Source organism: Streptomyces sp. NBC_00102, from assembly GCF_026343115.1.
GTDB lineage: Bacteria > Actinomycetota > Actinomycetes > Streptomycetales > Streptomycetaceae > Streptomyces.
Map to the genome: position 1 here is coordinate 105,766 of NZ_JAPEMC010000006.1, position 13,277 is coordinate 119,042.

The following is a 13,277-nucleotide window of genomic DNA, read 5'->3' on the forward strand; positions in this document are numbered from 1 at the left end:
GGTGGAACAGGAGGCGTCCGCGAGCGCCGCCGGGGTACCCGGTTGAGAGCGCTCTCAGAGCGTGCACGCGACGACCCTAACGCAGCAGAATGGTCAGGTCCATGCCAAGTACGGGATCCGATGCCCCTCCCAACAGGCCTGGCGGAAAAGGGACTACGCGGCTGGACGTGTGACCCGTGGCCGTACCGAAACCACTGGGCCGGACGGAAACCACTGGCCGATCGCCCCGTCCCGGAGGGAGGCTGTTCCCCATGACGACAACTCTGATCACCGGCGCCAACAAGGGCCTCGGACACGAGACCGCCCGCCGCCTCGTCGCCGCCGGCCACACCGTCTATGTGGGAGCGCGCAACGCCGAGCGGGGCAAGGCAGCCGCGGCCGGGCTCGGGGCCAGGTTCGTGCAACTCGACGTCACCGACGACGCGTCCGTCGCCGCGGCTGCGGCCACCATCGAGGCCGCCGGCGGCCTGGACGTCCTCGTCAACAACGCCGGAGTCGAGGTGAGGTCACAGGGTGGCGACATCATCGGCGCCGCGGAACTGACCGCCGACGTGATGCGGGAGGTGTTCGAGACCAACGTCTTCGGCCTGGTCCGGGTGGTCCACGCCTTCCTCCCGCTGCTTGAACGCTCCGTCGCTCCGGTCGTGGTCAACGTGAGCAGCAGCCTGGCCTCGCTGTCCCAGGCCGGCAAGGGGTACCCGGGGGTCGCCTACCCGGCCTCCAAGACCACGGTCAACATGCTCACCGTGCAGTTCGCCAAGGCGTTCCCGCGGATGCGGATCAACGCCGTGGAACCCGGCTACACCGCGACCGACCTGAACCGGCACGCGGGCCCGCAGACCGTCGAACAGGGCGCCGAGATCATCGTCCGGATGGCTCAGCAGGGGACCGACGGGCCGACCGGCGGCTACTTCGACGTGGCGGGCCCGCTGCCCTGGTAGGCGACGAGGCTCACGACGGCATCCGCGATGCTGCCCGGCCGGGGCCCTGCAGCGGTAACGGCAGTACGGTTCTTCGAAGGTGACCCGAGAAGCGGGCGCGCACGGACCTTGCCCCACGTCCCGCTTCCCGGAATCGAGGGACGACCTCTACGGGCCCGCTCCGTGCTGTGACCGGGATTAAGGAAGCCCTGGTCGGGGGCGGCGAGGAGCGTCGATGCGGGAGATGCGGGAACAGGTTTCACCACGTGCCGCGCGCCTGGCCTGTTACGGGGAAGTGAGCACACGGCTCTCCCTGCTCAGCGACCACCGGCTCGCGGAAGCCGTGGCGGCCACCGTCCCGCTCGGGTCGGGCATCGGTGGCAGGTCGGCCGAGCTGGACGTCGGCGGAACGCGGGTCTTCCTCAAACGGATCCCTTTGACGGACACGGAATTGCGCCCGGAGAACGCGCGGTCGACGGCGAACATCTTCGGACTGCCGCTGTTCTACCAGTACGGGGTGGGCTCTGCCGGGTTCGGTGCCTGGCGGGAGCTTGCCGTGCACACCATGACCACGAATTGGGTGCTCGGTGACGAGTTCGCGGGATTCCCTCTGATGTACCACTGGCGGGTTCTGCCCGACTCCCCTCCCGAGGGGTTCATGGACGGGTTCGGGGGGCTGGAGGGTGCGGTCGCGCACTGGGAGGGATCATCCGCCGTTCGTGACCGGCTGCAGGCCGTCGGCCGGTCCTCGTGGAGCCTGGTGGTCTTCCTGGAGCACGTGGAGCACACACTCGCCGCATGGCTGGCCGAGCGCCGCGGGGCCGCCGTACGGGAAGGCGGGGACGGCTCGCCCCTGTGCCGGGTGGAGGAGTCCCTGATGCGTGGGGCCGCCTTCATGCGTTCTCGCGGACTCGTCCACTTCGATGCCCACTTCGCCAATGTCCTGACCGATGGCCACCGGCTGTACTTCACCGATTTCGGCCTGGCCCTGAGTTCCCGCTTCGCCCTTTCGGCGGACGAGTCGGAATTCCTCTCGCGTCACCTCGCGTACGACCGCTGCTACGCCGCGAGCCATCTGCTCCGGTACCACGTGCTCGACGGTGTGCGCGGTGACAAGGAACGCGAAGTCTTCCTGGACGACTGGATCGCGGGACGACGCCCCGTGGACGTCCCTCCCGAGATCGCCGCCGTCATCGACCGCCACGCACGTCCTACCGTCGTCGTCGACTCCTTCTTCCGCCGTCTGCTCGCCGACAGCAAGCGAACACCGTTCCCGGCCGAGGAGATCGAGCGGCAGTCGGTCGCCGCCCTCCCGGGGCGATCCACGCCCCCGCCGCGGCTGCCGGGGTCCTGAGCTGCCGCGCCCCTCCGGCGGGCAAGCCCGCACGGCAGCCGCCCGCGGACCGGGCTCAGCCCTCGTCGGGGCGGAACAGCCTCGCGGTCCGCTCCAGCCGGTCCACGTACCCCTTCCACCACATGGCGTCGCCCTCCGGGAGGTTGTCTCCCTGGGACCTGTAGCCGACGTCTCCGTCGATGAGCTCCCGGACGATGTCGGCGTGGCCCGCGTGCCGGTGCGTCTCGGTGGTCACGTGCACGAGGATCTTGTGGAGCGTCACCTCGCGGTTCGCCTCGGACCACCACGGCACGACACCGAGTGCGTCGAGGGGCAGCGCCGCGATGGTGGCGTCCGAGTGCTGCCACACGCGTCGATAGCGGGCGACCACCTCCTCGCGGCTCTCGTCCTCGGTCGCCCACATGTCGGCGTTGTCCTCGGCGTCCTCGTCGAGCCACGGGAAGGGCTCGTCGGAGGGCCTTTTGAACGTCTCCCCGAAATAGCCCAGTTCGACGCCCGAGAGGTGCTTGACCAGGCCCAGCAGGTTGGTTCCGGTCGGTGTCAGGGGGCGGCGGACGTCGTAGTCCGAGAGCCCCTCCAGCTTCAGCAGAAGGGTGTCGCGTGCTTCTTGGAGGTAGGACCGCAGATCGTCTTTGGGCTGTGACCGACTCATCCGGGCAGTCTCGCACTCCGCACCGACAACCCGTCGAGCAACTCTCCCGGCCTCCCTCCGCACGGTCCACGCCTGCCCTGCGGCGAGCCGCTCAAGGAGTCAGGAGCGGCAGTCCCGCCTCGCGCCAGAGCGCACGCAACCCCCCTGCGTACGAGTCCCGTTCGGGGGAAGGCCCCTGTCCGCCCGGCTCCTCACGTGTACGCCAGTGATGCGTGTCCGGGGCGCCGCCCGCCCCGAGCCGTCCCCACCCCGGGTCGCCGCTCGCGGCGAACTCCGCCCACGACCGCATCATGCGCGCGGAGAGTTCGCGGTCGGCCTCGCCCGGCGGTCCTCCGACGAGGAAGTGGACGTTCTCGTCGTCGAGCGTGCCGAAGGCGAACGGAACGTCCGCGCAGTGCCAGGCCCGGACCGGCCGAGCGGGAAAACCGCCTGACCTGCGGTCGAAGTGCGCCAGGAAGGCCGTCCCGCCCGCCCGCGCATGGGCCTCGGCGAGCCGGTCGCCGTACTCGGCGAAGCACAGGTCGCCCTGGATCGCCAGGTACGTCTCGCGGACGGACGTGTCCGCCGTACGGTCCCGGTAACCCCGGACCAGTGCGGCGGGAAGCCCGAAGTCCCGCGCGAAGACGTCGAGTCGGTCCTCCGTACCGATGTCCGCGCTGCTGCCGACCGCTTCGAACAGGGTGTACTCCTCCGTCGTGCGGCACACCAGGAGTTCGACACCGCTCCGGGTGGCGCCGGTGGACGCGGCGGTCAGCGGGTCGGCGGACAGCAGTGCGCCGTCGACGACCGGCCCGAAGATCGCCGGGTCGTGGTGACGGCGGCCGCTCTCGGGGTTTCGGCGGCACGCCTCGACCACGGCGTCGGAGGCGGCGACGAGCACCTCGGGAGGTGCGGCGAGCAGCGCCTCCCTCGTGGCGGGGATACCGGCCGCCCCGGCTACCTCCCGAGTGGTGCGGGCGGCCGATTCGGCCGTGGCGCAGGAGTTGACAGCGGAGTGGAGGGCGGCCCGCCGGAACAGACCGCGGGCGCGCTCCACGGCCATGAGGCAGGCGACCGAGGTGGCGCCGGCGGACTGGCCGGCCACGGTGACCCGGTCGGCGTCGCCCCCGAAGGCGGCGATGTTGTCGCGCACCCATTCCAGGGCGGCGATCTGGTCGAGCAGTCCGCGGTTGTCGGGGCAGACCTCCCGGACGTCCCCGCTCCCGCTGCCGTCCGGCACATGGCCGAACCCCTCGAAGCCCAGGCGGTAGTTGCAGCTCACGACGACCAGGCCGAGCCCCGCCAGGGCGGCGCCGTCGAAGTCGGGCTGGGCCGAGGAGCCGAAGGCGAAGGCGCCTCCGTGGATCCACACCAGGACGGGGAGCGCCTCGCCGGGCTCTCCCGGCGTCCATACGTTGACCGTCAGGATGTCCTCGTCCCCGGGCTTCCAGCCCGGGGCGCCGGGGAGTTCGGCCGACTGCGGGGCCACCGGGCCGAAGGAGAGACACGGGCGGACGCCGTCCCAGGCCGGGACCGGTCCGGGCTCGCGGAACCGGCGTGGCCCGAACGGCGGGGCCGCGTACGGGATGCCGAGCACGGCCGTGACGCGCGGATCCCGTTCGGCCGGTCTTCCGTGCACCGCTCCGGACTTCGTCGTGAACACATCCACTTACTTCTCCCCCTGTTCGCCGCCCGGTCGTCCGAGGGCGGGTGCTCATCCTGCCGACGGGCGCGGTACGGGCGCCAACACCGAACCCGGGGCGATTGACGCGGTTGCGATGTCAATGAGCGACCGGAGCCTCCCGACGAGGAGTTTCCGCGGGCGCCGCGGCTCCGGTCCCGTTGCTCGGCCGGAACGTCACTATCCGGTTGCCTCTGCCACGGCTGTCCGTCGAGGATGCTCCGATGACCGCACACGTGACGCCTTCCGCACCGTCCGGCTTCGCCGTCAAGCCGGTGCTCGTCGGGGAGAGGGCGCTGCTGCGTCCGTTCTCCGTCGAGGACACCCCACGGATGATCGAGATCCTGGAGGACCCGGAGGTGGTCCGGTTCACCTTCGACCCCGGCACGGAATTGACCCCGGAGCTTCTGCGCGCGTGGTACGGCTCGCGCAACGCGCAGGACGACCGTCTCGATCTCGCGGTGACCGACCGCGCCACCGGCGAACTCGTCGGCGAGGTCGTCCTCAACGAGTGGTCGCCCGCCGAGCGTGCCTGCAGCTTCCGCACCCTGATCGCCGCCGCCGGCCGCGGGCGCGGCCTGGGTACGGAGGCGACGCGCCTGATCGTGGGACACGCCTTCGAGTCGCTCGGCCTGCGACGGGTGTCCCTGGAGGCGTACAGCACCAACCACCGGGCGCTTCGGGTGTACCGGAAGGTCGGCTTCCAGGTGGTGGGCGTCCGTCCGAGGGCCCAGCTCCGTGAAGGCGTGTGGAACGACGAGACCCTGATGGCGGTGACCGCGGACGAGTGGTCCGTCCACCGGGGCAGGCCGTAGGCGGCGGAGTTCCGCCCGCGCCCCCGTGGCGACGGGTGGCCGGGCCGCCGATCCTGGAGTGGGCGGGCGGAAGCTTCCCGAGTGGCGGGATCGGCCCGCAGGGTGCAGGCGGACCGCGCGGTGCCATCGGGCCGCACAGAACCCTGCCGGTGGCTGCGCGGGGTGCTTCGGCCGCCGCGATCAGGGCATACGCGTCCCCGGGGCGCCGCCACCCCGGCCCCTGCGGAGATCCTCCCTTTGCGGCGGGCGCACGACCGGAGTGCAATTGCGGCAGGGGACGGTACGGCTCCGCCATCGGCGAGAGGACACGCAATGAGCGACACCGACCGGGGGGACGACGTCTATCAGCCCCAGCCGGAGCAGGCGTCCGACCCCGACGAACAGCTGGACATCGAGGACACCCTCGTGGACTCCGACCTCGGCGACGCGCTGGACGAGGGGTATTCGCCGCCCGAGCGGCCGTGGGCCGTGGAGGACGTGGGGACCACCGCGTCCGAGCAGCAGGACGGGGAGTCGCTCGACAGCAGACTCGCCCGTGAGCGGCCGGAGGTGTCCGCGAGCGACAGCGACGGAGCCGGTGACCTGCCCGACGGTGAGGGCGAGCCGTGGGACGACGAGGTGGGTACGGACCGTGCCGGCAGGCTCACGCAGCAGGCGGACGGGACCGTACCGGCCACGCTCACCGCGAGTGACGTCGGCGTCGACGGGGCCGCAGCCTCCGCCGAGGAGGCGGCCATGCACGTGGTGCCCGACGAAGAGCCGTGGCTCCCGGAATGGGACCCCGCCACCCCGCCCGACTCCGATCCCGGGACCGCGGACACCGTCGCCGACTCCGCCGCCGCGCCCGAGGAGGACGCACCGGCCCGCACCCGCTGAGGCGCCCGGCACAGTACGGCAGGACGCGGCACGACGCGGCAGGGCAGACCGAGACAGCCACTTCCCAGAGCTCAGGAGCACCCCCATGACCGGCACCACCTCGACCGGAACCGCTCAGATCGGCGTGACGGGACTCGCGGTGATGGGCCGCAATCTCGCCCGGAACTTCGCGCGCAACGGTCTCACCGTCGCCGTGCACAACCGCACGACGGCGAAGACGGATGCCTTGGTGGAGGAGTTCGGGGGCGAGGGCGACTTCGTCGCCGCGCGTTCGCCGCAGGAGTTCGTCGACGCCCTGGAGCGGCCCCGGAGGCTGGTCGTCATGGTGAAGGCGGGAGAGCCCACGGACGCGGTGATCCAGGAGTTCGCGCCCCTGCTGGAGAAGGGCGACGTCGTCATCGACGGCGGCAACGCCCACTTCGAGGACACCCGGCGCCGCGAGAAGGAGTTGCGGGAACGCGGGCTGCACTTCGTCGGCACGGGCATCTCCGGTGGCGAGGAGGGCGCGCTGAACGGGCCGAGCATCATGCCGGGCGGTTCGGCGGAGTCGTACGAGTCGCTGGGCCCGCTGCTGGAGAAGATCGCGGCCCGTGCCGAGGACGGCACTCCGTGCACCACCCACATCGGTCCGGACGGTGCGGGGCACTTCGTGAAGATGGTCCACAACGGCATCGAGTACGCCGACATGCAGCTCATCGCCGAGGCGTACCACCTGCTGCGCGGGGTCGCGGGCTACTCCCCCGCCAAGATCGCGGAGGTGTTCCGGAGCTGGAACACCGGCCGGCTGGACTCCTATCTGATCGAGATCACGGCGGAGGTGCTGGCCCATACCGACGCGGCCACCGGGAAGCCGTTCGTCGACGTCGTGCAGGACCGGGCGGAGCAGAAGGGCACCGGGCGCTGGACCGTGCAGATCGCCCTCGACCTGGGTGTCCCCGTCTCGGGCATCGCGGAGGCGGTGTTCGCCCGGTCGCTCTCGGGCCACGCCGACCTGCGCGAGGCGGCCCGCGATCTCGCGGGGCCCACCCCGTCCGCGCTGCCCGAGGCGGAGGCCGCGGCGTTCGCCGACCGGGTCGAGCAGGCCCTGTACGCGTCCAAGATCGTCTCGTACACCCAGGGCTTCCACCAGATCCGTGCGGGCAGCGAGGAGTACGGCTGGGACGTCGAGCTGGGCGCCGTGGCGGGGATCTGGCGGGCGGGCTGCATCATCCGGGCGGCGTTCCTGGACCGCATCCGGGCGGCCTTCGACAGCCGCCCCGAGCTGCTGAGCCTCCTCTCCGACAAGGACTTCGCCCGGGAGATCGGCGCGGCGCAGGACGACTGGCGGGCGGTGGTCGCGGAGGCGGCGCGGCAGGGGGTGCCGACGCCCGGGTTCGCGGCGGCCCTCTCGTACTACGACGGGCTGCGGGCCGAGCGGCTGCCGGCGGCGCTGACCCAGGGGCAGCGGGACTTCTTCGGTGCCCACACCTACCGGCGCACCGACCGGGAGGGATCGTTCCACACGCTGTGGGGCGGCGACCGCTCGGAGGTCGACGCGGGCTGACCGGCCGGACGGGCCGTGCCCGGACGGGCCGTGCCCGGACGGGCCGTGCCCGGGTGCGGCCCGGTCCCGCCTGTGGGTGAGTGGCAGTAGCCCCGAAGCTCCGATCCCACCCCACCGCTGGAGTGCGCGCGATGCCCGATGCCGTTCCGGACCCCGTCGAGGTGCAGCCCGTGGTCGCCCCGCTCACCGAGGCGGCGCTGATCCTCGTCGCCACGGTCGAGCCCGGTGGTGAGGAGGCCGTACGGTCCGTGCTGCCGGAGGTCGCGTCGATCGCCCGGTCCCTCGGCTTCCGCTTCCCGGACGCCGGGCTCTCCTGCGTGCTGGGTTTCGGCTCCCAGGCCTGGGACCGGCTCTTCGGCGGCGAGCGGCCGGCGCTGCTGCATCCGTTCCAGGAGCTGCGCGGACCGCACCACACCGCTCCGGCCACCTCCGGGGACCTGCTCCTGCACATCAGGGCCGAGCGGGCGGACGTCTGCCACGAGTGGGCCGCGCAGCTGCTCGACCGGCTCGGCGGGTCGGTGCGGATCGTGGACGAGACGCGGGGGTTCCGCTATCTCGACCACCGTGACCTGCTGGGATTCGTCGACGGTACGGAGAACCCTGTGGGCGACGAGGCCCGGACGGCCGCGCTGGTGGGCGACGAGGACCCCGCGTTCGCCGGCGGCAGCTATGTCGTGGTGCAGAAGTACCTGCACGACATGGCCGCCTGGAAGGCGCTGAGCACCGAGGAGCAGGAGCGGGTCATCGGCCGTACCAAGGCGGACGACGTCGAACTGCCCGAGGGTGTCCAGCCGGCCGACTCGCACGTCGCCCTCAACACCATCACCGACCCGGACGGCACCGAGCGGGACATCCTGCGCGCCAACATGCCGTTCGGCAGCTTCGGCCGGGGCGAGTTCGGTACGTACTTCATCGGGTACGCGGCCGACCCCGGGATCACGGAGCGGATGCTCCGCAACATGTTCCTCGGAGAACCGCCCGCTACCCACGACCGCATCCTGGACTTCTCCACGGCGGTCACCGGCACGCTCTTCTACGCTCCCGCCGCCGGTTTCCTCGACGCCCCGCCCCCTCCTCCCCCGGAGTCGGGCACCCGGCCGCTGCCGGAGACCACAGCCCCGCCTGTCCTGTCCTCGGCGGCACTTCCCGGCGGCTCCGGCCTCCCCGCCCTGCCGGGCGACGGTTCGCTGCGCATCGGCAGCCTGCAAGAAAGCGCCCAGTGATGAACAATCTGCACCGAGAACTCGCCCCCGTCACCGAAGCCGCCTGGCAGCAGATCGAGGAGGAGGCGCGACGGACGTTCACCCGCCATGTCGCGGGCCGCAGGGTCGTCGACGTCACGGATCCGGAGGGTCCTACGCTCGCCGCGGTCGGCGACGGCCATCTGCGGCCCATCGACCCGCCCACCCCGGACGTGCTGGCGCAGGCCCGTACCTCGATGCCGGTGATCGAGTGGCGGGTGCCGTTCAGCGTGACCCGGCAGGCCGTGGACGACGTGGAGCGCGGTTCCGACGACAGCGACTGGCAGCCTGTCAAGGACGCCGCCCGTACCTGTGCGTTCGCCGAGGACATGGCGATCATCGACGGGTACCCGGCGGCCGGGATCGCCGGCCTGCGGGACGGCTCCTCGCACGATCCGCTCCCGCTGCCCGCCGACGCCCGCGACTATCCCACGGCCGTCAGCCAGGCGCTGACCCGGCTGCGGCTCGCCGGCGTCGACGGCCCGTACCGGCTGCTGCTCGGCGCCGACGCCTTCACCGAGGCGACCGAGACCTCCGACCACGGTTACCCGGTGGCCACCCACATCGGCCGCCAGCTGGACGACCCGATCCTGTGGGCGCCCGCGATCAAGGGCGGGGTGCTGCTGTCCACCCGGGGCGGGGACTTCGAACTGCGGCTGGCCCAGGACCTGTCCATCGGTTACGAGAGCCACGACGCCGCGGTCGTGCACCTGTACTTCCAGCAGGCCTTCACCTTCCGCCTGCTGACACCGGAGGCAGTGGTTCCGTTCATCGCCTGATCCGCCTCACTCGTCCCACCCGTCTCACTCGTCCCACTGCCATCTCGCCGTACCGGTGACACAACAGGTCTTCGGCGGGCAATTGCCCCGCGTACCCACCCCTCGCCCACGCCCCGGGACGATCTGGTCGATACTCGTCTCCCGTGCCGGTCACGGCCGGGATGTCCACCAAGGCGAAATGAGGGGCCACGTGGCGGAGAAGAGCCCGACCGGGCGTCGGACGGAACGCGGACCGGTGGACGATCCCGCCACGATCGGCCGGCGCGTCCACAGGCTGCGCGCGGAGCGCGGTCTCACCCAGCGCGAGCTCGCCGAACCCTCGTACACCCCCGCCTACATATCCACCCTGGAAGCCGGGCGCGTCCGGCCGTCCGAAGCGGCCGTCCGCCACCTCGCCGAACGGCTCGGTGTGAGCTACGAGGAGGTGGCCACCGGCCGCCCCGCGCACCTCGCCACCGAACTGCGGCTACGGCTGGTCGAAGCCCAGCGCACCCTGGCGACCGGTGCCGCCGAGGACGCGGTGGCCGACTTCACCGAACTGCGCGCCGAGGCCGACCTGCTCGAGCTCGACCAGGAGAGCGCCTCGGCTGCTCTGGGGCTCGGCGAATGCGCCCTGGAGACCGGCGATCTCCCCACGGCCCGGCAGCACTTCGAGGCGGCCGAGCGCCTGCTCGCGGACGCCCCGCTCGCCCAGCGGGCGCGGGCCGTCCGGGGCCGCGCCGTCGTTCACCTGCTGGCGGGTGAACTCCGGTACTCCTGCTACCTGCTGGAGAGCACGATCGACGAGCTGAACGCGTCCGGGCTCCCCGACCCCGGCGCGCTGCTCCTCCTGTACACGGCGTCGATCGCGCCCTACATGGACATGGGTGCCCACGCCCGGGCGGCGCAGGCCGGCGAGCTGGCGCTCGCGCTCGCGCCCCGCGTCGACGATCCGGAGCTGGTGGCGGGCATGCACCGCAGCGTGGCCCGGTCCCTCATCTCCGCCGGCCGCACCGACGAGGCCGACGCCTCGCTGACCCGGGCGGCGGAGATCTACCAGCAGCTCCAGATCCGTACGGAAATGGCGCACTGCCACTGGATGCGCGGTTACGTACGGGCCCAGGACGGCGACCTCTCCGGGGCCGAGAGCGAACTGCGGGCCGCCCGGGACATGCTGGCCTCGAAGCGGGCCGCCCTCTACACGGCCCAGGTCGAGGTGGAGCTCGCCGACGTCCTGCGCCGCCAGGGCAAGGCGCGGCAGGCGGAGGACCTGCTGCACCGGCTGCTCGACGAGCTCCAGCCCGACCGGGGCGCGGTGCACGCGGCCGGGGCGCACCGGCTCCTCGGGCTGATCCACGAGGAGGACGGCGAGAACGACACCGCCGAGGAGCACTACGTCAAGGCGCTGGCCCTGCTGGAGCGCGCGGGGGCGGCCGGGGACCTTGCGGACATCTGCAGACTGCTGGGCGACCTGCTGCGCCGGGTGGGGCGCACGGAGGCGGCGCTGGACGCGTACCGGACCGGCCTCGGTCACCGGGCGGCTCCCGGCTCGACCACGCTGGGCCCCGCACCGGTGAGTCCGCGCCCGATCCTGGGGGGTGCGGGACGGTAGCGGGCTCCCAAGCCCTCTCGGCACCATGACCACTCTCCCTGCCCCGTCGCCCGGACCGTCCCCGTCCGCACCCGCGGCCACGTCCGCATCCACGGCCACGTCCGCGCTCACGGCTGCGCCCACGTCCCCGCCCACGGCCATGTCCGCGCCCTCGGCCACCGTCACGCTGCGGGACGTCCTGGCGTTCGACGACAGCGGCACCCTGAGACTGCTGCTCGCCCCCGCCGGACAGGACGTCCCCGTCCGGGGCAGCGCGTTCGCCGAGAACGGCGCGCCCGGGTCGGCCGAGGGGCTGCTGCTGTTCGCCGTGGGGGTCGACACCGCGTCTCCGGAGGCCGCGGCCGCGGTGCGCCGGGCCGCTCGGCAGGGGGCGTGCGCCGTGGTACTGCGCGATTCCGGGGATGCCGGAACCGCGCCGGAGGTCCTGGACAGCGCGCGTGAGGACGGGATCGCCGTGCTGGCCCGCGCCGCCTGGGCGGACTGGACGGACACGGCGACGCTGCTGCGCTCCGCCCTCGCCTTCGGGGCTGCGGGCGGCACCGCTCAGGACCCGTCGGCCGGTGATCCCGCGGGCGGTGGGCTGAGCACACTCGCCGCGGTGATCGCCGCCGCGACCGGCGGAGCGATCACCATCGAGGACACCCGCTTCCGGGTATTGGCCCACTCCGCCACCCGGCCCGAGGCGGACGGGGTCCGCCGCTCCACCGTCCTCGGCGGCCGGGTGCCCGAGTGGCGGGTGGCCGAGCTGCGCCGCAGCGGCCTGTTGCGCACGCTCTGGACCTCACGCGAGGTGATTCACCGCCCCGCCGAGGGAGACAGCCCCGAGCGCCTGATCGTCGCGGTGCGCAGCGGCCCCGAGGTGCTCGGCTCGATCTGGGTGGCGGCGGACGGCAGTCCCCTGCTGCCGGGCGCGGCCCGCGCGCTGCTGTCCGCCGCCGCCACGGCCGCGCCCCACCTCGTACGCCATCGGCTGCGGGAGAGTGGCGAGGTGCGGCGGCGCGATCACGCGCTGCGCGGACTTCTCCGGGGCGAGGGGGATCTCAGGACCCACGCCTGGTCGCTCGGACTGGCGCCCGGCACACCGTGCGCGGTGGTGGCGGTGGCAGCCGGGTCGGCATCGGAGCCGGTGGCTCCCGCGCTGGACCGGACGCTCGACGTACTGGCCCTGCACGCGGCCTCGTACCGCCCCGAGGTGCGAACTCTCCGGGAGCGGGACAGTTTGCTCGCCCTGCTGCCCGCCGGCTCCGGGAAGGACCGCGAGGCACTGGGGCTCGCCCGGGAACTGGCCACCCTCGCCTCCTCGTTGCCCGGTGGGGTTCCGGTGCTCGTGGGCGCGGGGGCCGTGGCGGATTCCGTCCTCGGCGCCCCAGCCTCCTACGAGGAGGCGTGTCTCGTCGTGCGGGTGCTGCGCGAGAGGCTCGCCGCACGGGATGCCGGGCAGCACGGCGACCGGGTACCGGTGCGGTGGGCGGGCGCCGCCGAGCTGGGGCCGGTGGTCGACGTACGGCGCATGCTCGACGCGGTCCGGCCGCTGTGGGAGGGGGGCCACGGCCCGGTGCACGACCTGGTGCGGGCCGACCTCGCGGCCGGCGGCGAGCTGGTCCGGTCCCTCGCCGCCTACCTGGACGCGGCGGGCGACGTTCCGGTCGCCTCACGCCGCTTGGGCCTGCACGCCAACACCCTCCGCTACCGGTTGCGGCGGGTGAAGGAACGCCACGGGGTGGACATGGACGACCCGGACACCCGGCTGCTGCTGACGGTCGCCGTCCGCCTCGCCGCCGGCTTCTGAGACCGGCTTTCGACGACCGGCTTCTGAGAATGGCTTCTGGCTTCCGGCTTCTGGCTT

Annotated in this window: 11 protein-coding genes; 9 read left to right on the forward strand and 2 right to left on the reverse strand. The window is 72.7% G+C overall.

The genetic code is table 11. The features are described from left to right. Nucleotides 1-251: 251 nt before the first annotated feature. Together OHA55_RS35465 and OHA55_RS35470 are read left to right on the forward strand one after the other, a co-directional pair. A complete protein-coding gene (locus tag OHA55_RS35465) occupies nucleotides 252-941 on the forward strand; it encodes an SDR family NAD(P)-dependent oxidoreductase (RefSeq protein ID WP_266714454.1) in 690 nt (229 codons plus the stop codon). A 223-nt stretch (nucleotides 942-1,164) separates the two neighbouring features. Beyond that, a complete protein-coding gene (locus tag OHA55_RS35470; RefSeq protein ID WP_266714528.1) occupies nucleotides 1,165-2,274 on the forward strand; it encodes a protein kinase family protein in 1,110 nt (369 codons plus the stop codon). Between the two features lie 55 nt (nucleotides 2,275-2,329). Here the strand turns inward: OHA55_RS35470 and OHA55_RS35475 are convergent, their stop codons facing one another. After that, complete coding sequence (locus tag OHA55_RS35475) at nucleotides 2,330-2,926, reverse strand: DinB family protein (protein ID WP_266714456.1); 597 nt, start codon at nucleotides 2,924-2,926, stop codon at nucleotides 2,330-2,332. Nucleotides 2,927-3,017: 91 nt separating this feature from the next. Next, entirely contained in the window at nucleotides 3,018-4,574 is a 1,557-nt protein-coding gene (locus OHA55_RS35480; RefSeq protein WP_266714458.1) for a carboxylesterase/lipase family protein, read from the reverse strand. 236 nt (nucleotides 4,575-4,810) lie between these two features. On the opposite strand from OHA55_RS35480, the gene OHA55_RS35485 reads away from it, so the two are divergent. The 7 genes from OHA55_RS35485 to OHA55_RS35515 all read left to right on the forward strand — a co-directional run bounded on the left by OHA55_RS35485 (nucleotide 4,811) and on the right by OHA55_RS35515 (nucleotide 13,220). After that, on the forward strand, nucleotides 4,811-5,401 hold the full coding sequence (locus tag OHA55_RS35485; RefSeq protein WP_266714460.1) for a GNAT family N-acetyltransferase: 591 nt from the start codon (nucleotides 4,811-4,813) through the stop codon (nucleotides 5,399-5,401). 312 nt (nucleotides 5,402-5,713) lie between these two features. Beyond that, on the forward strand, nucleotides 5,714-6,277 hold the full coding sequence (locus OHA55_RS35490) for a DUF5709 domain-containing protein (RefSeq protein WP_266714462.1): 564 nt from the start codon (nucleotides 5,714-5,716) through the stop codon (nucleotides 6,275-6,277). 85 nt (nucleotides 6,278-6,362) lie between these two features. Then, nucleotides 6,363-7,820 (forward strand): NADP-dependent phosphogluconate dehydrogenase, encoded by a 1,458-nt coding sequence (gene gndA, locus OHA55_RS35495; RefSeq protein WP_266714464.1) that lies wholly within the window; start codon nucleotides 6,363-6,365, stop codon nucleotides 7,818-7,820. Between the two features lie 131 nt (nucleotides 7,821-7,951). Continuing rightward, the gene (locus tag OHA55_RS35500) at nucleotides 7,952-9,043 is read left to right on the forward strand and encodes a Dyp-type peroxidase (protein ID WP_266714466.1); all 1,092 of its coding nucleotides are present in this window, start codon (nucleotides 7,952-7,954) and stop codon (nucleotides 9,041-9,043) included. Next, a complete protein-coding gene (locus tag OHA55_RS35505; RefSeq protein WP_266714468.1) occupies nucleotides 9,043-9,840 on the forward strand; it encodes a family 1 encapsulin nanocompartment shell protein in 798 nt (265 codons plus the stop codon). The genes OHA55_RS35500 and OHA55_RS35505 overlap by 1 nt, the downstream gene beginning before the upstream one ends. A 235-nt stretch (nucleotides 9,841-10,075) precedes the next feature. After that, nucleotides 10,076-11,431, forward strand: a complete 1,356-nt coding sequence (locus tag OHA55_RS35510) for a tetratricopeptide repeat protein (protein WP_266714530.1) — start codon at nucleotides 10,076-10,078, stop codon at nucleotides 11,429-11,431. Nucleotides 11,432-11,456: 25 nt separating this feature from the next. Further along, a complete protein-coding gene (locus tag OHA55_RS35515) occupies nucleotides 11,457-13,220 on the forward strand; it encodes a helix-turn-helix domain-containing protein (protein WP_323180552.1) in 1,764 nt (587 codons plus the stop codon). Nucleotides 13,221-13,277: the final 57 nt, after the last annotated feature.